The organism is Micromonospora sp. NBRC 110038 (assembly GCF_020884815.1).
Taxonomy (GTDB): Bacteria; Actinomycetota; Actinomycetes; order Mycobacteriales; family Micromonosporaceae; genus Micromonospora; species Micromonospora haikouensis.
The window spans coordinates 70283-93391 of record NZ_BBOL01000007.1 but is presented as its reverse complement, the minus strand read 5'-3'; the positions used below and the strand labels follow the sequence as shown (position 1 = coordinate 93391).

The window sequence follows — 23109 nt, the reverse complement described above, 5'->3', positions numbered from 1 at the left end:
GCCACCGGCCGTTATGAGATCGCCAACGGACCCGCGCCGGACAACAGCCGCTCCGCCATGATCAGGGTGGTGAGGTAGTACCGCTGGATTCTCGGCAGGAACGACTCCCGGGTGACTTCGAGGGAGAACTCCTCCCAGCGGGCTCCGTCCGATTCCTCGAAGGTGCGCCCCCGCAGGCTGAGGCTGTCGGTCCGGCCGACGAAGAGGTCCATGCCCGCCGCGATCGGCAGCCAGACCAGGGCGGCCACCTCGTCGGGTGCGACGCGGTAACTCGCCAGCGGCTCGTCGCACCGATAGAGGTAGACGGACTGGTATTCGCGGTTCCGTTGGCCGTTCGACTGATCGGCGACCTCGACCCGTTCCCCGAGGTGGTGCAGGCCGTCGGGGTCGACGGTCAGACCGAGCTCCTCACTCACCTCGCGTAGCCCGTCCAGGACCTGCTCGCCGGCCTCCAGGTGGCCGGCGGCGCTCACGTCGAGCAGGCCGGGAAAGTTGCGCATGCTGTCTGCCCGCTTCTGGAGCAGGAGCTGACCACCGTCATCGCCCGAGACGATCCAGCAGTGGAAGGTCCGGTGCCACTCGCCCCGGATGTGCGCCTCGATCCGGTCCATGACACCGATCGGCTCGAGGTTCGCGTTGTAGATGTCGATCCGTTCCGCCAACTGAATCACCTTCCCGTGATGAACGCGGCGCCGGCCGGGCGGGACCAGACGGACGCCGCCACCGCCCGATCACGCAACGGAGCCAACTGACGTGCCTCCACATCTTCGTGCAGGGCCTCGAGGATCCGTATCTCCAGGACCAACGACTTGGCGTAACGTCCCTGATCCGATTCGACCTGGAACGCGTCCCGGGCCCGGCGGACCAGGTCGAGTGCCCGCCGCAACGCGGCCGTGCCCTCGGCATCGCTCGATCGGATGGTGCCGGCGTTGTTCACTCCCAGCATCGTGGTGATCGCCAGAGCGCGCGCATGATCGACGTGCGCCACGTCCACGCGTACCTCCGCCGGAGCCGACGCGGCCACACCGGCCAACAACTCCCCGGCCCGGTCGAAGTCGAACTCGGCCAGCCGGCCTTCACGCGCCGTCCGGATCACTCCGAGGTGCCGGTGGGCCTTCGCCAGGAGCAGACTTCGGCGGGGTTCTCCGAAACCGGTGGGAAGCTGTTCCCCGTAGCGGATCCCCCGTTCGATGTTGACGACGGCCACGTCACGCCCGAGAAGATAGTTGGCCCAACCGATGTCGTCGATGAGAATGGCGATGATCGCGAGCTTGTCGTCGACGAACTGCGCGGACTCCAGAGCCCATTCGCCGAGCTGCGCCCGCTGCTCGTGAAACCCGAGCACGTGCAGGGTGAGTGTGACGTTCTCGCGGTGCCGCAGCAGGGCCGGGTCCCGCTTCTGTTCGTGCAGCACGTTGCCGTAGGCGATGACACCGGCGGCGTACTGGTGGTAGGCGTCGACCGGAGGCAGCTCGGCCTGCGGCCGGGCCAGCAGGTAGACGCATTCGCCGACGGCGGCCAGAGAGATCACCACGAGCGCCACGGCCGACGGCAGCAGCCAGCGGTAGGCCGCACCATGTTCGCCCTCGTCCACCCACTCCTGTGTCGTCTGAAAGGCGAAGGTGGCAAGGGCCAGCGCCGTGCCGACCACGAACCCGCTGACGGCGCCGGTGCCGGTGAACGCACGTCGCAGACCCACGACACCATCTCCCGGCAGGTCCTCGTGAACGGGCCGCCGACGTTACCGGCTGATGCCAGCTTCCGGCAGACCCGCCGCCTGCCGGATGCCGTCCAGCGTGCCGTGAGAAAAGATCGAAGCCTATTGAGCTGCGCACCTGACCGCCCGGCTGGCTGTCGACTATCCGACGCGACGACCTTTCGTGCGGGTTGCCCCCGAGTGGATTGATCTGATTGTCTTGCCGGCTCAGGGGTGGGTCCGAAAGAGACGGTGGCGAGATGGTCGCGGCGCAGGAAACCACGTTGCAGGGTCTGCTGGAGGGCACGAAGCAATACCTTGTGCCGCTCTACCAGCGGACCTATTCGTGGAACAAGGTGCAGCTCGCACGGCTCTGGGAGGACGTGCGCAAGCTCGCCGAGGACCAGGTGGACAACCCGAGCGCCACGCACTTCATCGGCTCGCTCGTGCTCGCGCCCAGCCCGACGATCAGCCCCGTCGGCGTCGCCGAATATCTGGTGGTGGACGGGCAACAGCGGCTCACCACCCTGACGATCCTGCTCTGCGCGATCCGCGACCACCGCGCGACGCACGAGGGACCGAAGCACCGCCTCATGCTCGACCAGAAGTACCTGACCAATCCCTTTGAGGAAGAGCGCTGGCTCAAGCTCGTCCCCACTCAGGAGGACCGCGACGCCTACGTGGCCTGCGTCAAGTCGACCCCGTACGCCGCCGGCAACGACCCGGTGAGCGTGGCCTACCGTTTTTTCGCCGACGCGCTGACCGTCGATGACCCGGAGCGCCCGCTGGACATCGAAGGGGTCCAGAACGCCGTCATCACCGGGCTGAGGCTGGTGGCGGTCACTGCCCAACCCGGCGACAACGTCTACCGGATCTTCGAGTCGCTGAACAACACCGGGCTGCGGCTCACCCAGGCCGACCTGCTGCGCAACTATCTCTTCATGCGGTTGCCCACCCGGGGCGACGTCGTCTACAAGTCCCTCTGGCTGCCGTTGCAGCGCCAACTCAAGTCGGATCCGCTGGACCGCGCCAACAGGTTGGAGCTGCTCTTCTGGCTCGATCTGGTGCACCGGGATCCGCGGGTCAAGCAGACCGATATCTACTCGGCCCAGCAGGCCCGGCTCGAACGCGTCCGCACCGAAGCCGAGATCGAGGCCGAAGTGCGGCGGTTCACCCGCCTGGGCGCGCTGCTGCGGGCCATCCTCGAACCCGACGAGGAGAAGGACCCCGGGGTACGCCTGCGGCTGGAGCGGCTGAGCGCGTGGGGCACCACCACCGTCTATCCGCTGGCGCTGCACCTGCTCGACCGGCGGGAAGACGGCACCGCCACCTCCGAACAGGTCGCCTCGGCGCTGCTCCACGTGGAGAGCTTCTTCGTCCGCCGCCTGATCATCGGGCGGAGCACGATGAACATCAACCGGATCCTGCTCTCCGTCGTCACCGAGATGAACAAGGACCTGCCGGTGGACGAGGCGGTCCGGGCGTACCTGTCGACCGGGCGCAAGCACTACGCCACCGACGCCGCCGTGCGCAACGCCGTGCGGTCCATCCCGTTCTACCTGCACGGCCGCGCGCCCCAACGCAGCCTGGTGCTGCGCTGGCTGGAGGAGTCGTACGGCAGCAAGGAACCGGTGTCGCTGGAGAAGGCGACCATTGAGCACGTGCTGCCGCAGACGCTCACCGACGAGTGGCGGCAGATGCTCGCCGCCGACCTCGGGCCGGACGAGAATCTCGACGAGATGCACGAGGCGCTGCTGCACACCCTGGGCAACCTGACCCTCACCGGCTACAACTCCGAGATGGGCAACAAGCCCTTCGCGGCGAAGCGCGCCGAACTGGAGAAGAGCGGAATCAGGCTGAGCCGGGATATCACGGCGGGGCAACGGTGGGGGCGTCCGGAGATCCACGCCCGCGCCGACGCCCTCGCCGAGCGGGTCGTCACCATCTGGCCCGGCCCGACCGAGCAGGCCGGAAACCAGTCCGAGGTGCCCTGGGACCTCATGGCCAGGGCGCTGTCCGAGCTGCCTACCGGCTCTTGGACGACGTACGGCGACCTGGCCGCCCTCATCGGCACCGCGCCCCAGCCGGTCGGCGTCCGGCTGGCCAACCACCCCGTCCCGAACGCGCACCGGGTGTTGCAGGTCGAGGGGACAGTGTCGCCCGGCTTCCGCTGGCTCGAACCGGGCCGCACCGACGACCCGTACGAGGTGCTCCGGTCCGAGGGCGTGACGTTCGACGGCAACCGCGCCGACCAGGCGCAGCGCATCGGCACCGAGGAACTGGCGCAGCTCGCCGGCATCACCCCGGAGGAACTGCCCGAGCGGGTCCCCCGACCCCGGCCGGGCCAGGGCGGCACCTACGCCGACCGGTTCGTCGAGCAGCTCACCGCCCGGCAGAGCTCGGCGGTGACCACCGCCGTACTCGTGCTGCTCGAGGAATGGACCACGCTGGGCGGGACCCTGTCCTACGGCACCGGCGGGGAGACCTCCTGCTTCCTGATGGCCCGGCGCAGGGAACACGAGCTGGGCAGCATCTGGCCGGCCGTGATCTACCCGGGCGGAAAGTTTGAGGTGGTTTTCCAGCACCTCAGCGTCCGCACGCCGTACAACGACATCGCGCTGCGGGAGGAGCTGCGGCAGCGGCTCAACCAACTGCCGGGGGTGAACATCCCCACCGCCAAGCTCGCCCTGCGGCCGGGCTTCCCGCTGACGGTCCTCGCCGACGCCGACGCCCGGGAGGCGCTGCTCGACCACCTGCGCTGGTTCTACGACCAGGCGCAGCTCGACACCCCCGACGAAGCCGCCCTCGCCTAGCCGATCCGCCTGCCCCGATCCGCCGCCCCGGAGGTCCCGTCCGTGCCGCAGCTCGCCTTCGCCAACAGCTTCTGGCACAGCTTCGACGTCCTGGAGAAGCCGGTCAAGGCCGGCGTACGCAAGGCGATGGAGAAGTTCCAGCAGCTCACCATCGCCGAGCTGCACGCCGACAAGGGCCTGCACCTGGAGTCGGTGCACAACGTCCGGGACCCGCGCATGCGTACGATCCGGATCAACGACTTCTGGCGCGGGGTCGTGCTCGCCCCCGACGACGGCAGCGACACGTTCCTGCTGCTCAACGTCGTGCCGCACGACGACGCGTACACCTGGGCGGCGAAGCGCCTCTACACCGTCAACACGGCGACGCGGGCACTGGAGGTCCGCAACGTCACCGCCATCGAGCAGCTGACCCCGGCGCTGGAAAAGGCGGCGGCCGCAGCCCCGTCCCTGCTGTTCGCCCGGCACTCCGACACCGTGCTGCGGGACCTCGGCATCGACGACCAGGTGCTGCGGACCGTCCGGACCATCGTCGACAAGCCGCAGTTGGAGGCGTTCGGCACGCTGCTGCCCGAGGACCAGTTCGAGGTGCTGCAATATCTCGCCGAGGGCTTCTCGCCCGACGAGGTCTACCGGGACCTGGTCGTCGAACGCCGGCCCGCCGACGCCCCGACCGAGCCCACCGAGAGCCTGGCGATGGCGATCGCCAACACCGCCAGCCGGATCACGCTGGTGACCCGGCCCGACGAGCTGGCCGAGATCCTCGACAAGCCGTTCGCCGCCTGGCGGGTGTTCCTGCACCCGTCGCAGCGGCGCGTCGCCTACCGGGTGTCGTACAAGGGGCCGGCGCAGGTGACGGGCGGGCCGGGCACCGGCAAGACGGTGGTCGCGCTGCACCGGGTCAAACACCTCCTCTCCCGTACGTCCGACAGCCGCGTGCTGCTCACCACGTACACCAATGCCCTGGCCGCGACCCTGCGGGAGCACCTGGCGCTGCTCCTCGGCGACGACGGACAGTTGGCGCGCGTCGAGGTGACCACCGTGAACGCCTTCGCCAGCCGCAGCGTGCGCGCGCTCGCCGGCCGGGTCGCGGCACCGATCGGGGACGCCGACGAACGGCAGGTGTGGCGGCGGGTCTGCCGGCGGCTCGACCTGCCCTGGCCCGAGCAGTTCCTCACCCAGGAGTTCCGGCACGTCGTCCTCGCTCAGGACGTGCGCAGCCGCGACGACTACCGCGCGGCCAGCCGGCGGGGCCGCGGGACGGTGCTGGGTGCCCGGCAACGCGACCAGATGTGGGACGCCGTCGAGATGTTCCTGGCCGAGCTGTCGGCCGCCGGCAACCTGACGCACCTGCAGGTGTGCGCGCGGGCGGCGCAACTGCTCGACGGTGCCGACCTGAGCGTCCACGGGTTCGACCACGTGGTGGTCGACGAGGCCCAGGACCTGCACCCCGCGCAGTGGCGGGTGCTGCGCGCCGCCGTCGCGCCCGGGCCGGACGACCTGTTCATCACCGGCGACCCGCACCAGCGGATCTACGACTCCCGGGTGTCGCTCAGCGCCCTCGGCATCTCCGTCGCCGGGCGCAGCAGCCGGCTGCGCATCAACTACCGCAACACCGAGGAGATCCTGACCTGGGCCACCGGCGTGCTGGTCGGGTCGCGGGTCGACGACCTCGGAGGCGAGGGCGAGGACAGCCTCGCCGGCTACCGGTCGCTGCTGCACGGCACCCGGCCGCACGCGCAGGGCCACGACACGCAGCAGGCCGAGGTCGCGGCGCTGGTGAAGCGGGTGGGCAAGTGGCTCGACCAGGGCGTGCAGCCCGGCGAGGTCGCCGTCTGCGCGCGGTTCAACCTGCTGCTCAACACCGTGTACGACGAGCTGACGGCCGCCGGCATCCCCGCCGTCCGGGTACGCGACCAGCCCGGCGCGGACGCCGACGGCGTGCGCCTCGCCACGCTGCACGCGATGAAGGGCCTCGAGTTCCGCTGCGTCGCGGTGGTGGGGGTAACGGCGAAGGCGGTCCCCTTCACCAAGGAGGTCACGCCCAGCGAGGTCGACCAGGCGCAGCACGACAGCGACCTGCTGCGGGAACGCTGCCTGCTCTTCGTCGCGGCCACCCGCGCCAGGGAAGCCCTGCACGTGTCGTGGAGCGGGTCACCCAGCCCGTTCCTGCCGTTGGCCCAGTGAGGATTGATGAGGATATGAGCGGCTTCATGACTCCGGAGCAAATCGCCCACCGGACCCGGCGGGCCGTCGACGCGGCCGTCCACGCCGGGCGCGCGCACGGGCTCGCTGTGACCGACGCTCACGTGCTCTACGAGTCCTTCTCCGTCGTCGTACACCTTGCGCCGTCGCCGGTCGTGGCCCGGGTGCCCACGGTGCTGCCGCGTCATGCGGACCTTGACAGCCTCGCCGCCCGGCAGCGGGCGGAGCTGGACGTGACGGCGTGGCTCGCGGACCGGGTGCCCGTCATCCCGCCCAGCCCTCTCACGCCCCGGAAACCCGTTCGGCAGGACAGCTTCTCGATGACGTTCTGGCAGTTGATCGAGCTGGCCCCGGCCGAGGAACCCGACTATGTGGCGAACTGCGGTCTCATCCCCGAACTGCACGCGGCCCTGCGCGACTATCCGGGCGAGCTGTCCTTCCTGTCCGCGGCCGAACCGCAGTTCATCGAGGACGGCCTCACCGTGCTCGACGGCCGGCCCGAGCTCATCGATCGGGCGGACCTGCACCGCGCCCGCCGCGAATGGCAGGTGCTGGAACCACTCGTGCGCTCCCGGGAGCTGTTCGAGGAGACGTTCCCGGGGGTCGACCTTCAGCCCGTCCACGGCGATTCTCCGGTCGTGAACATCGTTGCCGGGGTGGACGGGCATCGCTACGCCGACTTCGAGATGGTGACGCTGGGGCCCGTCGAGTGGGACATCGTCGGCGTCGGCCCGGACGGCGAGGCCGCCTACGGACGTGAGGCGCAGCGCCGGAACATGCGGCAGCTCGACGAGGACGTGCTGCGCTTCGTGACGGCAGTGGGGATGCTGCGGGGCGTCGCCTGCCTCGCACTGGCCCCCCAGTTGCCGATGCTGGCGGACGCCCTCGGCGGCATGCTCGACCAGTGGCGGTCGGGGCCGTTCGCCGGAGGACTCGGCTCCGTGAGCCGTGACGGTTGATGCGATGGAACGGCACCTATGGAGCTGAGTCATATACGTCATCACCGGCCACCCTGCCGCCCCCCGATCCAGGCTTGCCTCGGTGATCAAGAAGTTTGCGTCATCGTCGAGATCAACTCTGACGCTTTTCTCTTGATCACCGGGCCGGTCTGGGCCGGGCCGGTCGGGTCCAGGCCGGGCCGGTTTGTCGGGCCGATCAGGCGGATACGTCGTTCTTGGCCTGCGTGCTCGCCTCGCCGAGAGCGTGGCGAGCACGGTGATGTCGTATTTGACTCAGCTCCCTATTCATGGGAGGGCGTCACCCCGCCAGGCGGTGCGGTGTTGGTGGGGAGGTGGGAGCTTATCCAGTTCCGGGGGCGCGGTGAAGACGAGGCGAAGCGTCCGGTGAGCAGTGTCTGGGCAGTGCAGGCCCGATATCGCTGGCAGGGTGCGGTGGACAACGTCATACGCGTCCAGTCATCTCACCCGTCATAGGCGGCGGAGTAGGTGGCGTCCACCAGTTCCTGAAGGTGGCGGATCGCGTCGGCCTTGTGCTCACTCTCAGGTAGTTCCTGCTCTCCGGCGGCAACCAGGCGCTGCCGCCAGTGCCTGACGATCTCCACCTGAGCCTCGGGTGGTAGCTCGTGGATCCAGACCGAGCCGAGTTCGTTGTCTACGATCTCCTGTAGGCGGTCGGCAGTCTGCCTGTCGGATAGCCTTGAGATGAGAAACTCCAGCGCCCAGTTGAACAGGCCGCCGGTTGCCATCCAGTTGACGCCAGGCTTCAGCACGATGAGGCCAGCCATCTGTGACGTCAGATCCGCGGAGGCTGGCGATAAGGTGCCCACAGAGCCCGATGGTCGACGTCGGAGGGCGTCCCCGGCGGGAACTCCCGGTAGCCGCAGCGAATGTCCCAGCAGGCGAGGGGGAGATCCATCCCCCGCAGTAGGATAGCCGGCCACCGGCCCGTCGAGGTGATCTCCCTGAACAATCGCTGCGCCTCGTCGAGCTGCATCTCCTTGTCGCGGGGGCTGTAACCGATGTCCCAGACGAGGTCGTATCCGTCGATGAGTGACTCTTCCTCTGGATCGTTGAGCGGATATCCGTAGCGCTTGCGGTACAGCTTTCCGCCGACGATGCCGGGCCGTCCGTCGGAGGCCGGCCTGCTGAGGTAGACGCTGCCCACATCGTCCCAAGTGAGTTCGAGGCCGAGGAGTGGGCAGAGCTCGGCCGCTCCCAGTTGGGTGCGGATGAGCGCATGCTCAAAGCTAGACATTGTTCGCCCGACTCCTAACTCGCGAACATCATTCGCTCCGGGAAGTGGCCGACGGAACGCCATGCATTGACGATCTTTGCAGCTACGTCGCTGGCGGCCGGGTTGAAGTCGCCGTCCTCGATGTGTACCTCCAAGGTGCGTGGATCGATCGTGAGCACCCAGTCATACCTGTCCTCGAACCCGAATTCGTAACGCACCTTCTCGCCGGGTGCCTCGACCCGACGCGCGACGATCATCATGCCCATGACGCAATTCTCCGAACCCTGAGTGGTCGGACGCCAGCTGCCGTCCCGGTTGGCAGTTCGGCGGCCTGGGCGACGCGCTTCGTCGCCTGGTGACCGCCAGCCGACATGGGCCGGAGTCGGTCAGTGGAGCGATGGGGCCGGAGGCCGGTGGTAGCCAAGAAGGCGCATCGCTTCCTTGCCTGCCGCGCGAAGCTCCTCGATCCGAAGGTCAGGGACGCGATAGTCGTTTGCGCGGATGGAGGTTAGGAAGTCCTCCGGAAGGCGCACGTGGTAGGTGGTCACGTAGAACCGTAGGTCGTCGCGCCAGAGCCATTCGCCGTCGGTCATGACCGAGGCGCCGCCGACGAGGTGTCGGCCGCTGCCGAGGACGTCCAGTTCCGCACCCATCACGTCGATCAGACCGTGCCCGTCGCGCAGGTAGTCGGTCACGCGATCGGCATCGGGAAGTGGGTCCGGGGCCCGGTGAGAATGGATGCTCTCGGCGTAGACCTCGACCGGGTCCGGTCCGAGTTCTTGGAAGAAACCCACCGTCTTCATCGGTGTCCTTCTGGTCGCGGACTGAAGATCTTCCATGTGCCCCCGGCGTCGACGGCGGGTGGCTCGGGCTCCGTTGCCCATCGTTCCGTGCCTACTCTCTTGGTCGGGGCGATTACGGTGACGCCAAGTTCGTCAGCAACTTGTTGCCCGAGCGGCACACCGTTGATCACGTGTGGATCTATCGTCCCCGAGTAGCAGGAGACGAGTCGGACGGGTCCCCCGTCATAGGCTGGGTTCTCCCTGAGTGCCGCCGCGATCTGTGCTGCGCTGGTCGGGCTGCCGTCCATGTCCGCCCCCTCGGCCGAGACTTTACCGGGAATGAAGTAGCCCTTGTCGGTGCCATGGACGACGACATCGTGGTACCCGTCGAGAGGCATAGATTTTTCCATGTTCCGCATCGTGCGGGCGTCGTATCCGACGACCGTGGAGTGGTCGGTGTAGTAGACCGGATCACCGGCAGGGAGGTGGGAGTCCGGCCGTTCCTTGGGTGACATCGGCCGCGCTCGTGGATCAGCCCAGTCCCGACGTCTGCCCATGCGGTCGGTCGGGCCGATCCGAGCGAGGCGATTGAGGGCCTGCTTCAGCTTCTCGATCAGCTCGCCGAGGCGGCGGATCTGCGGCATCAGCCGCCGCAGGCTGGCCAGCAGCCCGCGTAGCAGCCGTGCGATCCGCGCCGCCCACGACGCCACCGTGGTGGTGACCTGCTCCACGACCACCGGTGTGGCGAGGCCGGCGGTGGCGACGAGTTCTCCCGCGTACACGATGAGGCGGGAGACGCAGGTGGCGATGGCGTCGCGGACCAGGAGCCGGACGGCGGCGACGAGGCCGGCCGCGCCTTCGGTGATGGCGGCCAGGGTGTCGGCGGCCTGGGCGAGGCCGCCGATCGCCTGGTGTTGCCCGGCGGCCCAGGCGCGGTAGGCGGGGCCGGCGTCGCCGCCCCAGCCGGCGACCTCGGTGCGTGCGGCGTGGGTCAGCTCGGCGGCGTCGTCGCGCAGCGACGCGGCGACGTTGCGCCAGGTCTGGGCGTGCGCGGTGATCTGCGCCGGGTCGCCGGCCAGCCAGTCCAGCGCCTCGCTGAGCGGCTTGACGTGCTCGATGAGCCAGGCGATGCCGTACTGCAGCAGGGCGCCGACCGGGTCGGAGACGAAGGCGAGGGCGTCGAGGCCGGCGCTGACCACGCCGAGGCTGCCGTCGATCCAGCTGCCGTCGCGGACGCCCTGCGCGATGAGCTCGATGTCCTCGCAGATCCAGATGCCGGCCCACGCGCTGGGCGCGTCGCCCGCCGGGGCGGCGACGAGCGGGTTGCCGGTCACCGCGCGTCGCGTACGCGCTGGAGCCGTTGCTCGGCCCGGGCGTCGGCGGCCCGGTAGCCCTCGGCGCCGGAGCGCACCCGAGCGGCGGTGTCGCGCACCGACCGGGCTGCGGCGTCGACGCCGCCGACCAGGGTCTGCTGGAGGCCGTCGAGCAGCACCGGCATGATCGCGCACAGCTGGCCGTACGCGTCGGTGCCCAACCGGACGTGCTGCCCGGCCTGCCGGGCGGTGTCGAGGCTGTCGGCGCAGCGTTCCAGGTGGGCGGCGTGGGTGGTCAGGTCGCCGGGGTCGACCCGGATGCCGTCACCGGCGGCCATCGGGCGGGCCCTGGCCGGGGTCGAGCCGCCGCCGGTGGCCGTCGATGATCGCCCGCCCGGCCGGGTCGTCGTCGCCGAGGGTCTGCGTGGTCGCCTCGGTGAGCTGCCGCAGCAGGTCGGCGTGCGCGGCCCGGGTGGTGGCGACGATCTGCCGGGCGGTGTGTGCCGCGGGGTGCTGCCGGGTCTGCTCGTCGAGCCGCAGGTCGACCAGCAGGCCCGTGGCGTCGACGGTGACCTCGACCGTGCGGTCGGGACTCTGGGCGGTTCCGGTCAGGGCCCGCGCCCGCGCCGACAGCGCCCGCGCGCGGGCGGCCCGGTCGGCGATCGACGACTCCCACTCGTCGAGCCGGCGGGTCGCCGCGTCCAGCGCGGCCTCGTCCGCCCACATGCCGACCCTCCCCAGGGGACACACCGGTGACCGTCCCGCACACCGTAGCAACCCGTCACGCACCGCCGCCGGCCGGTCACGCGCCCCGGCGGCCCGGGGCGGGTGTCACGGTTCGGGGACCTGTCCGGTCGTACGGGGGACAGGGCGGCGCGCCGCGCCGCGTACGCGAAGGGAAGTGACCGATCATGAAGATCGTCGTCGTCGGCGGTACCGGGCTCATCGGCTCCCGGCTCGTGGCCGCGCTCGACCGGCGGGGCCACGAGGCCGTCGCCGCGTCCCCGGGGACGGGGGTGAACACCCTGACCGGAGAGGGGCTGGCCGCGGCGCTCGACGGCGCGGACGTCGTGGTCGACGTGTCGAACTCGCCCTCGTTCGAGGACGGGCCCGTGCTGGAGTTCTTCCGGACCTCGACCGGCAACCTCCTCGCCGCCGAGGCCGGGGCCGGCGTGCGGCACCACGTGGCGCTGTCCATCGTCGGCGTCGACCGGATCCCCGACAGCGGCTACATGCGGGCGAAGGTCGCCCAGGAGGAACTGATCGTCGCCTCCGGCCTCCCGTACTCGATTCTGCGCGCGACGCAGTTCTTCGAGTTCGTCCGCGCCATCGTCGACGCCGGTGGAGACGGCGACGTCGTGCGCCTCGCGCCGGTGTCCATCCAGCCCCTGGCCGCCGACGACGTGGTCGCGACCCTCCTGGAGGTGACCCTCGGCGCGCCGGTGAACGGCGTCGTGGAGGTCGCCGGCCCCGAACGGTTCCGCCTCGACGAGCTGGGCCGTTCGGTCCTCGCCGCGAGCGGCGAGGACCGCGAGGTGGTGACCGATCCGGGTGCGACGTACTTCGGCGCGGCGCTGGCGGAGCGCTCGCTGGTGCCGCTCGGGGACGCCAGGACGGGTGCGGTGTCCCTCGGGGACTGGCGCGCGTCGCAGGCGGCTAGATTGGCCTCGTGACGGTCGACGATGCGCGCGGCGCGGCGACGGCCGCCCCCTCCGGGGCGGGGGCCGGGGACGGGTTGGCCGAGTTCGTGGCGGTGCGCCCGCGCCTGTTCGGCATCGCCTACCGGATGCTGGGCAGCGTCGCCGAGGCCGAGGACGTGGTGCAGGACGCGTGGTTGCGCTGGCAGTCGGCCGAACGCGGGGCGGTGCGCAACCCGGCGGCGTTCCTCACCACGACGACGACCCGGCTGGCCATCAACGCCGCCACGTCGGCGCGCGCCGTCCGCGAGCGGTACGTGGGCCCGTGGCTGCCCGAGCCGGTGGACACCAGCGCGGATCCGGCGCTGGGCGCCGAGCGGGCCGAGGCGCTGGACCTGGCGGTCCTGCTGCTGCTGGAGCGGCTCACGCCGACCGAGCGGGCCGCGTACGTGCTGCGCGAGGCGTTCGACTACTCCCACCAGCAGGTCGGCGAGGTGCTCGACACCTCCGAGGTCAACGCCCGGCAGCTGGTCAGCAGGGCGCGCCGGCACCTGGCGTCGCAGCGCTCGTCGCCCGTGTCGGCGGCGCGGCGGCGCGAGCTGGTCGAGGCGTTCCTCGGCGCGGCCCGGGAGGGCGACGTGGCCGCCCTGGAGCGGCTGCTGGCCGAGGACGTCCGGGCGTGGTCCGACGGCGGCGGCCGGGTCAACGCCGCACGCCGGGAGCTGGCCGGCGTCGAGCGGGTGACGACGTTCCTGGACAACGTCCTGCGCAAGTACTGGCACACGGCGGGGTTCCGGTTCGTCGAGGTCAACGGCGGCGGGGCGCTGCTGGTGACGAACGCCGACGGCAGCCCGCAGTCCCTCGTCGCCCTGGACTGCTCGGACCGGGGGATCGAGCGGGTGCTCATCGTGGTGAACCCGGACAAGCTGCGGGGGTTCGCCGGCGACCGCTGAGGACGGCTGAGCAGCCCCGCCGGGCCGCCCGCCGTCCTCAGTCGCCCGGCGGGGGCGCGGTGCTGTCGCGTACCACGAGGCGGGTGGAGACCAGGGTCGTGCCGGTCTCCGGCACGCCGGTGCGGACCTGGCGCAGCACCGCCTCGACGCAGCGGCGGCCGACCTCCGCGAAGTCCTGGTGGACGGTGGTCAGGGGTGGGATGAACGCTCCCGCGTCGGCGATGTCGTCGAAGCCCACGACGCTGACGTCGCGGGGCACCGACCGGCCCCGGTCGTGCAGCGCGCGCAGCACCCCGAGGGCCATCTGGTCGTTGGCGACGAAGACCGCCGTGCAGTCGGGGTCGCCGGCCAGGTCGAGGCCGGCGCGGTAGCCGGACTCCGCCGACCAGTCGCCGCGGTGCACCTGAGGCGTCGGGCGGCCGTGCTCCTGCAGCGTCGTACGCCAGGCCAGCGCGCGCCGCTGCGCGGCGAACGACTCCCGGGGCCCCGCGACGTGCCACACCGTGCGGTGCCCGAGGTCGAGCAGGTGGTGCACGGCCTGGCGGGCCCCGTCGGCCTGGTCGGTGTCGACGACGCGGTAGCGGTCGCCGGCGTCGGAGTCGACCACGACGACGTGCACGCCGGGTGGGACGGCGACGGTCGCCGCGTCCAGCAGGTGCACCTCCATGATGACGATGACCGCGTCGACGGCGAGTTCGCCGAGCCGGGTGAAGGCCCCGAGCAGGCGGTCCTGGGTGGGTGCCCCGACGGGGATGAGGGTGATCACGTAGCCGGCGTCGGCGGCGTGGGTGGCGATCGCCTCCAGGGTGCGGCTGTTGCCCGTGCTGGACAGGGTGAACAGGATGACGCCGATGGTGCGGAACTCGCCGTACTTGAGCGCGCGGGCGGCGCTGTTGGGGCGGTAGCCGAGCTGCCGCATGGCGGCGAGGACCTGCTCGCGCGTGCTGTCGACGACGCCGGGGTGACCGGTGGAGACGCGGGAGACGGTCTGCGCGGAGACGCCGGCCAGCCGCGCCACGTCGGCCATCGAGACGCCCCGCCGCCGGCCGGCGCGGGGGCGGCCCGCGGCGGCGGGCTCCTGGGTCGCCCCGTCGGGCCCGGACCGACTCATCCCGCCTCGCTCCTCTCGCCCCGCCTGCGGCCGGCGCCTCGCGCCACCTCCGCCGCGGTGCTCACGCGGCGCAGCCCAGTATGCCGGCCGTGCTTGACGGGTCACCGGTCGACTGGGAGCATCGCAACACTCGATGTTTGCGTAAACATCGAGGTAGCGCGCCCGCCGCAGGAACGCGGCGCGATCCACCGGCTCACCACCACCCGTCGGAGGAGACCGTCCACATGAGCAGAAACCCGTCCCGCCGGGGGCCGGCCGCCGCGATCACGGCGGCCGTCGTCACCCTCGGCGTCGCCGTCGCGCCCGGCGCCGGTCCCGCCTCCGCCGCGCCGGGGGCCGGATCCCCCGGCCGCACCGCGAACGCGTCCGCCCCCGCGCCGGCCACCGGGGCCGCGCCACCGGTGGTCACCGTCCGCCCCGACCCGTCCTACCAGGGGCAGGAGTTCCAGGGATGGGGCACCAGCCTCGTCTGGTTCGCCAACGCCACCGGCGGCTACCCCGAGGAGATCCGGCAGCGCCTGGCCGACCTCGTCTTCGGCGAGCAGGGCCTCAACCTCAACATCGCCCGCTACAACATCGGCGGCGGCAACGCCCCCGACGTCCCCGACTACCTGCGCCCCGGCGGCGCGGTGCCCGGCTGGTGGCGGGCCCCCGACGGCACCACCCGCGCCGACACCGACTGGTGGGACCCGGAGAACCCGCAGCACTGGAACCCGGACGCCGACCGCGCGCAGCGCTGGTGGGTCGACCGGATCAAGAACGACGTCACCCGGTGGGAGACCTTCAGCAACTCGCCGCCGTGGTTCCAGACCGTCAGCGGGTACGTCTCCGGCGGCTTCGACCCCGCCGCCGACCAGATCCGCGCCGACCGGGTCGACGACTTCGCGACCTATCTCGTGCGGGTCACCCAGCGCCTGGAGGCCGCGCACGGCATCACCGTCGACACGATCGACCCGCTCAACGAGCCGAACACCACCTACTGGAGCACCCGGCTGGGCGCCGACGGCAACCCGGTCGGCGGCCGGCAGGAGGGCGCCCACGCCGGCCCCGGCCTCCAGCAGCAGGTCGTCCGGGCGGTCGCCGCCGAGCTGCGCGCCGCCGGCAGCGGGACCCGCGTGTCCGCCATGGACGAGACCAACCCCGGCACGTTCGCCACGAACTGGAACGCCTACCCCGACGACGTACGCGGCCTGGTCGACCAGCTCAACGTGCACACCTACGGCACGGGCCAGCGCACCACCGCCCGCGACATCGCCAAGGGCGAGGACAAGCCGCTGTGGATGAGCGAGGTCGAGGGCTCCTGGGGTGACGGGCACAGCCTCACCAGCATGGCCCCCGGCCTCGGGATGGCCCGGCACATGGTCGACGACCTGCGCGAGCTGGAACCGTCGGCGTGGGTGTTCTGGCAGCCGGTCGAGGACTACGACAACATGAAACCCGGCGGCGAGTTCCCGCAGGGCTCCAACTGGGGCAGCATCCAGCTCCCGTTCGACTGCACCGCCGCCGACACCCTGCGGACCTGCCCGATCTACACGAACACCAAGTTCGACACCGTCCGCAACTTCACCCACCACATCCGCCCCGGCGACCGGCTCGTCGCCGTGAACGACACCTCCAGCGTCGCCGCCGTGGCCACCGGCGGGCGGGCCACCGTCGTGCACGTCAACGACGGCACCGCCGCCCGTACCGTCGCGCTCGACCTGTCGGCGTTCGGCGCCGTCGCCGCGAACGCGACGGTGACCCCCGTCGTCACCAGCGCGGACGGGGCGCTGCGGCGCGGCGCCCCCGTCGCCGTGCGCGACCGCGCCGCCCGGGTGGACGTGCCCGCCCAGTCGGTGACGACGTTCCTCGTCACCGGCGTCTCCGGGGTCGCCCCCGGCGCGGCGCTGGTGCGCGACGGCCACGTCTACCGCCTCACCGGCGTGCAGAGCGGCCGCTCCCTCGCCCCGGCCGGCGGCACCGGCTCCGGCGCGGTCATCCGCACCACCGACCCGGCGAGCGCGGACCAGCTGTGGCGGCTGACCCGGCTCGCCGGGGGCACGGGCAACCGGGCCCGGTACGCCGTCGCCACCGCCGACGGCACCCGCCAGGTCGCCGTCGTCGACCAGGCCGTCACCCTCGTCCCCGCCGTCGCCGCACCCGGCCCGCAGGCGCAGTGGATCCTGTCCACCACCGGCGACGGCACGTACACCCTCGTCAACGTCGGCTCCCGCCGCCTGCTGGAGGTCGGCGGCCAGGCCACCGGCGACGGCGCGGCGGTCACCTCCTGGCTGGCCAACTCGGGGGCCAACCAGCGCTGGCGGGTGACCGACGAGACGGTCCTGCGGATCGCGCCCACCGACGCGTTCACGGTCCCCGGGGTCGCCCCGGCGCTGCCGGACACCGTCGTCCCGGTCCGCCGCGACGGCGCCCGGGGGGCGCTGCCGGTCACCTGGCGGCTGCCCGCCGCGTCGAAGTGGAAGCGGCCCGGCACCGTGCGGATCACCGGCCGCGCCACCGACGCCATCGGGCGCGCCCACGTCGCCCGGGCGACGGTCGTGGTCGACACCCTCGTGGCGACGCGGCCCACCCGGGCGAAGGCCGCCGTCGGCGGCGAACCGACGCTGCCGGCCACGGTCACCGCGGTGGCCCGGCGGGGTGCGACGGTGCAGCGCCCGGTGCGCTGGCAGCCGCCGCCGGCCGGCGCGTTCGAGGCCCCCGGCGTCGTCACCCTCACCGGGCAGGCCGACGCGGGCGACGGGCGCACCCTCGCGGCGAGCGTGCGGGTGCAGGTGACCCCGCCGGTGCAGGAGCGGGCCACCCCGGCCGGCGTCGCCGCCACCTTCACCGAGCCCGGCTACTCGCCGGACGGCCTGGCCAACGGCGTGCTGACGGACAAGGCGTGGTCGAACTGGCGGTCGGGGGCGAAGAACGCCTCCGACACGCTCACGGTCACCCTGCCGGAGCGCCGGGCCCTCACCCGGGTCGTCGTCCACTTCTACCGCGACGGCTTCGACAGCTATCCGCAGAGCCTGCGGGCGCAGGTCCGCGACCCGCAGGGCGGCTGGGTCGACGCCGGCGCGTCGGTGGACGTCCCGACGGGCACGGCGAGCGCCCCCGCCGTCGACGTGCCGGTGACCGCCACCACGGACGCGGTGCGGATCGTGCTCACGGCCCACCCGGACCGGCACATCACGGCCAGCGAGATCGAGGTCTTCGCCGCCGCGCCCGGGACGTCGTCGGACGCGTCCGCCGCCCGCATCGCCCTCGACGGGGTGCCGCTGGCCGGCTTCGATCCGGAGAAGCTGTCCTACACCGTGGCCCGCCGGGGCGAACTGCCGTGCGTCACCGCCGTGGCCGCCGACCCGTACGCCACCGTCGTCGTGCGCCAGCCGAAGGCCGGCAGCCGCACGGCGACCGTGTCGGTGACCAGCGAGGACGGCTCGCAGTCGCGCACCTACACGATCCGCCTGCGCCGCTGACGCCCGGTGGCTCCGCCTCGCGCCGGTGATCAAGAGGAAACGTCAGAGTCGATCTCCACGATGACGCAAACCTCTTGATCACCGGCGCGGGCGGGTGGGGTGGGGTGGGGCGGGGTGGGGCGGTGAGCCGCGCCATGTCGTCGCCCCGGCCGTTGCGACCGTGCCCGGCGATCCTCTACGGTCTGGTCAGCGGTTGGCGGTGCGGTCCGTTCCCAGCCCCCACACCGCTGCGCGGCCGTAGGATCGGGCCGGGGCCGGTGGGGTCCCGGGGCGAACCGCCAACGGCCGGCGGCGGTCACGTGTGACCCCCTCTCGTCCGGCGCCCGTCGACGCGCGCCGCGACTGCGGGAGCGTGCACGCCGGACCGCCCGGAGGTTTCCGTGTTCCTTAGCCCCCACGAGCAGGATCGCCTGCTCGTGCACGTCGCGGCGGACGTCGCCCGTCGCCGCCGCGAGCGCGGCCTGCGCCTCAACTATCCCGAAGCCGTCGCCATCATCACCGCGTTCCTGCTGGAGGGCGCGCGCGACGGGCGGTCGGTCGTGGACCTGATGTCGGCCGGTCGCGGCGTGCTCGGCCGCGACGACGTGCTCGACGGTGTCCCCGAGCTGCTGAAGGAGGTGCAGGTGGAGGCGACGTTCCCGGACGGCACCAAGTTGGTGACGGTGCACCACCCGATCCCGTGATCCCCGGGGAGGTGCTGCCCGGCGACGGCCCGGTCGAGATCAACGCCGGCCTGCCGGTGACCACCCTGCTAGTGGTCAACACCGCCGACCGGCCGGTCCAGGTCGGCTCGCACTACCACTTCGCCGAGGCCAACCCCGGCCTGCGCTTCGACCGCGCCGCCGCCTACGGCCAGCGGCTCGCCGTGCCCGCCGGCACGTCCGTGCGGTTCGAGCCGGGGGTCAGCCGCCAGGTGGAGCTGGTGCCGCTGGGCGGGGCCCGGATCGTCGCCGGCCTGCGCGGCGAGGTCGCCGGCCCGCTGGACGCGGGCCCGGCCGTCGTCGACCGGCCGGACGGGGGGTCGGACCGGTGAGCGAACTCGACCGGCGGCGCTACCTCGACCTGTACGGGCCCACCACGGGCGACCGGATCCGGCTCGCCGACACCGACCTGCTCATCGAGGTGGAGGTCGACCACTGCGTCGGCGGCGACGAGATGGTCTTCGGCGGCGGCAAGGTGATCCGGGAGTCGATGGGCCAGTCCCGGGCCACCCGCGCCGAGGGCGCCCTCGACACGGTGATCACCGGCGCGGTGGTGCTCGACCACTGGGGTGTGGTCAAGGCCGACGTCGGGCTGCGCGACGGCCGGATCGTCGCGCTCGGCCGGGCCGGCAACCCCGACACGATGCCGGGCGTCCACCCGGACCTGGTGATCGGCCCGGCGACCGAGGTGATCGCCGGCAACGGGCGCATCCTCACCGCCGGGGCGGTCGACACCCACGTGCACTTCATCTGCCCGCAGCTCGTGCACGAGGCGCTGACCAGCGGCATCACCACGCTCGTGGGCGGGGGCACCGGCCCGGCCGAGGGCACCCGCGCCACCACGGTCACCCCGAACGCCTGGCACCTGGCCCGGATGCACGAGGCGTTGGACGCGTTCCCGGTGAACGTGCTGCTGCTCGGCAAGGGCAACACCGTCTCCGAGGAGGCGCTGTGGGAGCAGCTGCGGGCCGGCGCGGGCGGGTTCAAGCTGCACGAGGACTGGGGGACCACCCCGGCGGCCATCGACGCCTGCCTGCGGGTGGCCGACGCCTCCGGCGTGCAGGTCTCCATCCACACCGACACCCTCAACGAGGCCGGGTTCGTCGCCGACACGCTGCGCGCGATCGCCGGCCGGGCCATCCACTCCTACCACACGGAGGGGGCGGGCGGCGGCCACGCGCCGGACATCATCACCGTCGCCAGCGAGCCGAACGTGCTGCCGTCGTCGACGAACCCGACCCGCCCGTACACCCGCAACACCCTCGCCGAGCACCTCGACATGCTGATGGTCTGCCACCACCTCAACCCGGCGGTGCCGGAGGACCTGGCGTTCGCGGAGAGCCGGATCCGCCCGTCGACGATGGCCGCCGAGGACCTGCTGCACGACCTCGGCGCGATCTCCATCATCGGCTCCGATTCGCAGGCGATGGGGCGCATCGGCGAGGTGATCACCCGCACCTGGCAGAGCGCCCACGTGATGAAGCGGCGGGTGGGCGCGCTGCCCGGCGACGGGCGCGCCGACAACCGCCGGGCCCGCCGCTACGTCGCGAAGTACACCATCTGCGCGGCGATGGCCAACGGCCTGGAACGCGAGGTCGGCTCGGTGGAGCCGGGCAAGCTCGCCGACCTGGTGCTGTGGGACCCGGCGTTCTTCGGCGTACGCCCGCACCTGGTGCTCAAGGGCGGCATGATCGCGTACGCGCAGATGGGCGACGCGAACGCGTCGATCCCGACGCCGCAGCCGGTGCTGCCCCGGCCGATGTTCGGCGCGCACGGCGTGGTGCCGGCGGCGACCAGCCTCGCGTTCGTGGCCCCGGCGGCGCTGGAGGCGGGCCTCCGCCTCGACGTGCGCCGGCCGCTGGTCCCCGTCGCCGACGTGCGGTCGCGGGGCAAGGCCGACCTGCCCGAGAACGGGGCCATGCCGCGCATCGAGGTCGACCCGGACACCTTCACCGTCCGCATCGACGGTGAGGTGGTCGAGCCGGACCCGGTGGCGGAGCTGCCGATGGCCCAGCTCTACCACCTGTTCTGACGACGATGACGAGCATGCTGCTCCTGCTCGCCGACGGGCGGTTCCCGGCCGGCGCGCACGCCCACTCCGGCGGGCTGGAGGCCGCCGTCGCCGCGGGGCTGGTCACCGACCTGGCGTCGCTGCGCGGCTTCCTGGTCGGCCGGCTGGCCACCGGCGGGCTGGTCGCCGCCGCGTTCGCGGTGGCGGCGCACCGGGCGGCGGCGGCCGGTGACCCCGGCCCCGCGCTGGCCCGGCTCGACGCCGAGCTGGACGCCCGCACGGCCGCCCCGGCGCTGCGCGCGGTCTCCCGGCGGCAGGGCCGGGCCCTGCTGCGCGCCGGGCGGGCGCTGTGGCCGGGTGGGCCGTTCGCCGCCCTGCCCGCCGACCCGACCGGGCCGCACCAGCCGCTGGTGCTCGGGCTGGTCGGGGCGGCCGCCGGCCTCGACCCGGCCGAGCTGGCGACCGCCGCCGCGTACGGGTCGGTGACCGGCCCGGCGAGCGCGGCGGTGCGGCTGCTCGGCCTCGACCCGTACCGCGTGCACGGGCTGCTCGCCGCCCTGACGGCCGACGTCGACGCCACGGCGGCGCGGGCGGTGGCCGCCGCCGACGGGCCGCCGGAGTGGCTGCCGGCCGGCTCGGCCCCCCTCACCGACATCCATGCCGAAGTCCACACCACCTGGGAGGTGCGTCTCTTTGCGTCCTGAATCCGTTGCCCTGACCTCGTCGCACGACGAGGACGTCCCCCACACCCACCCCGAGCCCGGGGTCGACCCGCACGCCCCGCTGCCGCCGGCGGCCCGGCCGCTGCGCATCGGCATCGGCGGGCCGGTCGGCTCGGGCAAGACCGCCCTGGTGGCCGCGCTGTGCCGGGCGTTCGCCACCGAGCTGCGTCTCGGCGTGGTCACCAACGACATCTACACCACCGAGGACGCGGACTTCCTGCGCCGGGCCGGGGTGCTCGACCCGGCCCGGATCCGGGCGGTGGAGACGGGCTGCTGCCCGCACACGGCGATCCGCGACGACATCGGCGCGAACCTCGACGCGATCGACGAGCTGTGCGAGGCGGTCGGCCCGCTGGACCTGGTGCTCGTGGAGAGCGGCGGGGACAACCTGACCGCCACGTTCAGCCGGGGCCTGATCGACCGGCAGATCTTCGTGGTCGACGTGGCCGGCGGCGACAAGGTGCCGCGCAAGGGCGGGCCCGGCGTCACCGCCGCCGACCTCCTGGTGATCAACAAGACGGACCTCGCGCCGATGGTCGGCGCGGACCTCGACGTGATGGACCGCGACGCGCGGGCCCGGCGCGGCGACCTGCCGACGGTCTTCCTGTCCATCGTCGGCGACCCGGAGGCGACCCGGGTGGCCGGGTGGATCCGGCACGAGCTGGCCCACCACCGGGCCGCCGTGGCCGTCGCCTGATGCGCGCGCGGGCCCGGGTGGTGGCGCGGGCCGACGGTCGCGGCGGGACCCGCCTCACGGAGCTGCGCGGCGAGTCGCCGCTGCTGCTGCGGTCCACCGCCGCCGAGGGTGGGGTCGCCACGGTGTACGTGGTGGGCGGCGCGGCGGGCCCGCTCGGCGGCGACGACCTGCTGCTGGAGGTGGAGGTGGGCCCCGGGGCGGCGCTGCGCGTCGGCAGCGTGGCCGCCTCGGTGGCCCTGCCCGGCCGGCCCGGGGCGGCGGCGTCCCGGATGCGGGTGCACGCGGTGGTGCACGACGGGGGCACCCTGCACTGGGTGCCGGAGCAGCTCGTCGCGGCGGCCGGCTGCGACCACGTCGCCGAGTCGCGGGTCGAGCTGGCCGCCGGGGCCCGGCTGACCTGGCGCGACGAGCTGATCTGCGGTCGGTACGGCGAGTCACCGGGCGACGCCGTCGTCCGCACGTCGGTCGACCACGGCGGCCGGCCGCTGCTGCGTCAGTCGACGGCGGTCGGCCCGTCCGCGCCCGGCTGGGCGGGCCCGGCCGTGCTCGGCGGGGCCCCGGCGACCGGCTCGCTGCTGGTGGTGGGGCCGGACGTCCCGCCCGGGCCGCCCCGCCCCAGGGGCGAGCCCGGCGGCCTGCCCGTCCCCCGGGCGCGGCCGGTGACCGGCGACGGCGGCGCGGTGGCCTGGCTGGCGCTGGCCGGCGGCCCGGCGGCGCTGCTCACCGCCACCGCCGCCGACGCGCACACCCTGCGCGAGCGGCTCACCCCGGCCTGAGCGGACCGGCGCGGGATGTGGCCGGCCCGGGGCGGCGGCTG

At 72.7% G+C, this 23109-nt stretch carries 22 protein-coding genes; 12 read left to right on the top strand and 10 right to left on the bottom strand.

Annotated features, from left to right (window positions below):
• Positions 1 to 11 precede the first annotated feature (11 nt).
• Together LPU61_RS23310 and LPU61_RS23305 are read right to left on the bottom strand one after the other, a co-directional pair.
• Positions 12 to 662, bottom strand: a complete 651-nt coding sequence (locus tag LPU61_RS23310; RefSeq protein WP_229406128.1) for an NUDIX domain-containing protein — start codon at positions 660 to 662, stop codon at positions 12 to 14.
• A 5-nt stretch (positions 663 to 667) separates the two neighbouring features.
• Positions 668 to 1699, bottom strand: a complete 1032-nt coding sequence (locus LPU61_RS23305) for a hypothetical protein (protein ID WP_229406127.1) — start codon at positions 1697 to 1699, stop codon at positions 668 to 670.
• A gap of 257 nt (positions 1700 to 1956) precedes the next feature.
• Here LPU61_RS23305 and LPU61_RS23300 point away from each other — a divergent pair, with 257 nt between their 5' ends.
• Genes LPU61_RS23300 through LPU61_RS23290 form a run of 3 tightly spaced genes read left to right on the top strand, consistent with a single transcriptional unit; the run spans position 1957 to position 7670 of the window.
• Positions 1957 to 4509, top strand: a complete 2553-nt coding sequence (locus LPU61_RS23300) for a DUF262 domain-containing protein (RefSeq protein WP_229406126.1) — start codon at positions 1957 to 1959, stop codon at positions 4507 to 4509.
• A gap of 42 nt (positions 4510 to 4551) precedes the next feature.
• On the top strand, positions 4552 to 6693 hold the full coding sequence (locus tag LPU61_RS23295) for a UvrD-helicase domain-containing protein (protein WP_229406125.1): 2142 nt from the start codon (positions 4552 to 4554) through the stop codon (positions 6691 to 6693).
• Entirely contained in the window at positions 6690 to 7670 is a 981-nt protein-coding gene (locus tag LPU61_RS23290) for a phosphotransferase (protein WP_229406124.1), read from the top strand. Before LPU61_RS23295 ends, LPU61_RS23290 begins: the two co-directional genes overlap by 4 nt.
• 461 nt (positions 7671 to 8131) lie before the next feature.
• Here the strand turns inward: LPU61_RS23290 and LPU61_RS23285 are convergent, their stop codons facing one another.
• The 7 genes from LPU61_RS23285 to LPU61_RS23255 all read right to left on the bottom strand — a co-directional run bounded on the left by LPU61_RS23285 (position 8132) and on the right by LPU61_RS23255 (position 11725).
• Entirely contained in the window at positions 8132 to 8455 is a 324-nt protein-coding gene (locus LPU61_RS23285; protein ID WP_229406123.1) for a hypothetical protein, read from the bottom strand.
• An 8-nt stretch (positions 8456 to 8463) separates the two neighbouring features.
• Positions 8464 to 8925: a hypothetical protein gene (locus LPU61_RS23280; protein ID WP_229406122.1), complete on the bottom strand. Its 462-nt coding sequence runs from the start codon at positions 8923 to 8925 to the stop codon at positions 8464 to 8466.
• Positions 8926 to 8939: 14 nt separating this feature from the next.
• Positions 8940 to 9170: a hypothetical protein gene (locus LPU61_RS23275; protein WP_229406120.1), complete on the bottom strand. Its 231-nt coding sequence runs from the start codon at positions 9168 to 9170 to the stop codon at positions 8940 to 8942.
• Between the two features lie 120 nt (positions 9171 to 9290).
• A complete protein-coding gene (locus LPU61_RS23270) occupies positions 9291 to 9707 on the bottom strand; it encodes a hypothetical protein (RefSeq protein WP_229406119.1) in 417 nt (138 codons plus the stop codon).
• Positions 9704 to 11020, bottom strand: coding sequence for a WXG100 family type VII secretion target (locus LPU61_RS23265; protein WP_229406118.1), 1317 nt, complete (start codon positions 11018 to 11020; stop codon positions 9704 to 9706). Before LPU61_RS23265 ends, LPU61_RS23270 begins: the two co-directional genes overlap by 4 nt.
• Complete coding sequence (locus LPU61_RS23260) at positions 11017 to 11337, bottom strand: type VII secretion target (RefSeq protein ID WP_229406117.1); 321 nt, start codon at positions 11335 to 11337, stop codon at positions 11017 to 11019. Before LPU61_RS23260 ends, LPU61_RS23265 begins: the two co-directional genes overlap by 4 nt.
• A complete protein-coding gene (locus LPU61_RS23255; protein ID WP_229406116.1) occupies positions 11324 to 11725 on the bottom strand; it encodes a YbaB/EbfC family nucleoid-associated protein in 402 nt (133 codons plus the stop codon). The genes LPU61_RS23260 and LPU61_RS23255 overlap by 14 nt, the downstream gene beginning before the upstream one ends.
• Positions 11726 to 11910: 185 nt before the next feature.
• Here LPU61_RS23255 and LPU61_RS23250 point away from each other — a divergent pair, with 185 nt between their 5' ends.
• Together LPU61_RS23250 and LPU61_RS23245 are read left to right on the top strand one after the other, a co-directional pair.
• A complete protein-coding gene (locus LPU61_RS23250) occupies positions 11911 to 12672 on the top strand; it encodes an SDR family oxidoreductase (RefSeq protein ID WP_043963226.1) in 762 nt (253 codons plus the stop codon).
• On the top strand, positions 12669 to 13589 hold the full coding sequence (locus LPU61_RS23245; RefSeq protein WP_082106315.1) for an RNA polymerase sigma-70 factor: 921 nt from the start codon (positions 12669 to 12671) through the stop codon (positions 13587 to 13589). Before LPU61_RS23250 ends, LPU61_RS23245 begins: the two co-directional genes overlap by 4 nt.
• A gap of 37 nt (positions 13590 to 13626) precedes the next feature.
• Here LPU61_RS23245 and LPU61_RS23240 read toward each other — a convergent pair whose 3' ends face one another.
• Positions 13627 to 14700, bottom strand: a complete 1074-nt coding sequence (locus tag LPU61_RS23240; RefSeq protein ID WP_082106316.1) for a LacI family DNA-binding transcriptional regulator — start codon at positions 14698 to 14700, stop codon at positions 13627 to 13629.
• 224 nt (positions 14701 to 14924) lie between these two features.
• On the opposite strand from LPU61_RS23240, the gene LPU61_RS23235 reads away from it, so the two are divergent.
• The 7 genes from LPU61_RS23235 (at position 14925) to LPU61_RS23205 (ending at position 23068) form a co-directional block, all read left to right on the top strand.
• Complete coding sequence (locus LPU61_RS23235; RefSeq protein ID WP_229406115.1) at positions 14925 to 18161, top strand: Ig-like domain-containing protein; 3237 nt, start codon at positions 14925 to 14927, stop codon at positions 18159 to 18161.
• Between the two features lie 380 nt (positions 18162 to 18541).
• Positions 18542 to 18844 carry an urease subunit gamma gene (locus LPU61_RS23230; protein ID WP_043963228.1) on the top strand — a complete coding sequence of 101 codons (303 nt, stop codon included), beginning with the start codon at positions 18542 to 18544 and terminating at the stop codon, positions 18842 to 18844.
• Entirely contained in the window at positions 18841 to 19194 is a 354-nt protein-coding gene (locus tag LPU61_RS23225; protein ID WP_043963229.1) for an urease subunit beta, read from the top strand. The genes LPU61_RS23230 and LPU61_RS23225 overlap by 4 nt, the downstream gene beginning before the upstream one ends.
• Positions 19191 to 20894 carry an urease subunit alpha gene (locus tag LPU61_RS23220; protein ID WP_229406114.1) on the top strand — a complete coding sequence of 568 codons (1704 nt, stop codon included), beginning with the start codon at positions 19191 to 19193 and terminating at the stop codon, positions 20892 to 20894. Before LPU61_RS23225 ends, LPU61_RS23220 begins: the two co-directional genes overlap by 4 nt.
• Before the next feature lie 5 nt (positions 20895 to 20899).
• Entirely contained in the window at positions 20900 to 21577 is a 678-nt protein-coding gene (locus LPU61_RS23215; RefSeq protein WP_229406113.1) for an urease accessory protein UreF, read from the top strand.
• Positions 21567 to 22292, top strand: coding sequence for an urease accessory protein UreG (ureG, locus tag LPU61_RS23210; protein ID WP_043963232.1), 726 nt, complete (start codon positions 21567 to 21569; stop codon positions 22290 to 22292). Before LPU61_RS23215 ends, ureG begins: the two co-directional genes overlap by 11 nt.
• Positions 22292 to 23068: an urease accessory protein UreD gene (locus LPU61_RS23205; protein ID WP_043963233.1), complete on the top strand. Its 777-nt coding sequence runs from the start codon at positions 22292 to 22294 to the stop codon at positions 23066 to 23068. Before ureG ends, LPU61_RS23205 begins: the two co-directional genes overlap by 1 nt.
• Positions 23069 to 23109: the final 41 nt, after the last annotated feature.

Coding starts and splice junctions, on each gene's coding strand:
- LPU61_RS23275 (WP_229406120.1), bottom strand. CDS start 9,170: ATGGGCATGATGATCGTCGCGCGTCGGGTCGAGGCACCCGGCGAGAAG.
- LPU61_RS23250 (WP_043963226.1), top strand. CDS start 11,911: ATGAAGATCGTCGTCGTCGGCGGTACCGGGCTCATCGGCTCCCGGCTC.
- LPU61_RS23215 (WP_229406113.1), top strand. CDS start 20,900: ATGACGAGCATGCTGCTCCTGCTCGCCGACGGGCGGTTCCCGGCCGGC.
- LPU61_RS23300 (WP_229406126.1), top strand. CDS start 1,957: ATGGTCGCGGCGCAGGAAACCACGTTGCAGGGTCTGCTGGAGGGCACG.
- LPU61_RS23260 (WP_229406117.1), bottom strand. CDS start 11,337: ATGGCCGCCGGTGACGGCATCCGGGTCGACCCCGGCGACCTGACCACC.
- LPU61_RS23255 (WP_229406116.1), bottom strand. CDS start 11,725: ATGTGGGCGGACGAGGCCGCGCTGGACGCGGCGACCCGCCGGCTCGAC.
- LPU61_RS23240 (WP_082106316.1), bottom strand. CDS start 14,700: ATGAGTCGGTCCGGGCCCGACGGGGCGACCCAGGAGCCCGCCGCCGCG.
- LPU61_RS23285 (WP_229406123.1), bottom strand. CDS start 8,455: ATGGCTGGCCTCATCGTGCTGAAGCCTGGCGTCAACTGGATGGCAACC.
- LPU61_RS23205 (WP_043963233.1), top strand. CDS start 22,292: ATGCGCGCGCGGGCCCGGGTGGTGGCGCGGGCCGACGGTCGCGGCGGG.
- LPU61_RS23235 (WP_229406115.1), top strand. CDS start 14,925: ATGAGCAGAAACCCGTCCCGCCGGGGGCCGGCCGCCGCGATCACGGCG.
- LPU61_RS23280 (WP_229406122.1), bottom strand. CDS start 8,925: ATGTCTAGCTTTGAGCATGCGCTCATCCGCACCCAACTGGGAGCGGCC.
- LPU61_RS23270 (WP_229406119.1), bottom strand. CDS start 9,707: ATGAAGACGGTGGGTTTCTTCCAAGAACTCGGACCGGACCCGGTCGAG.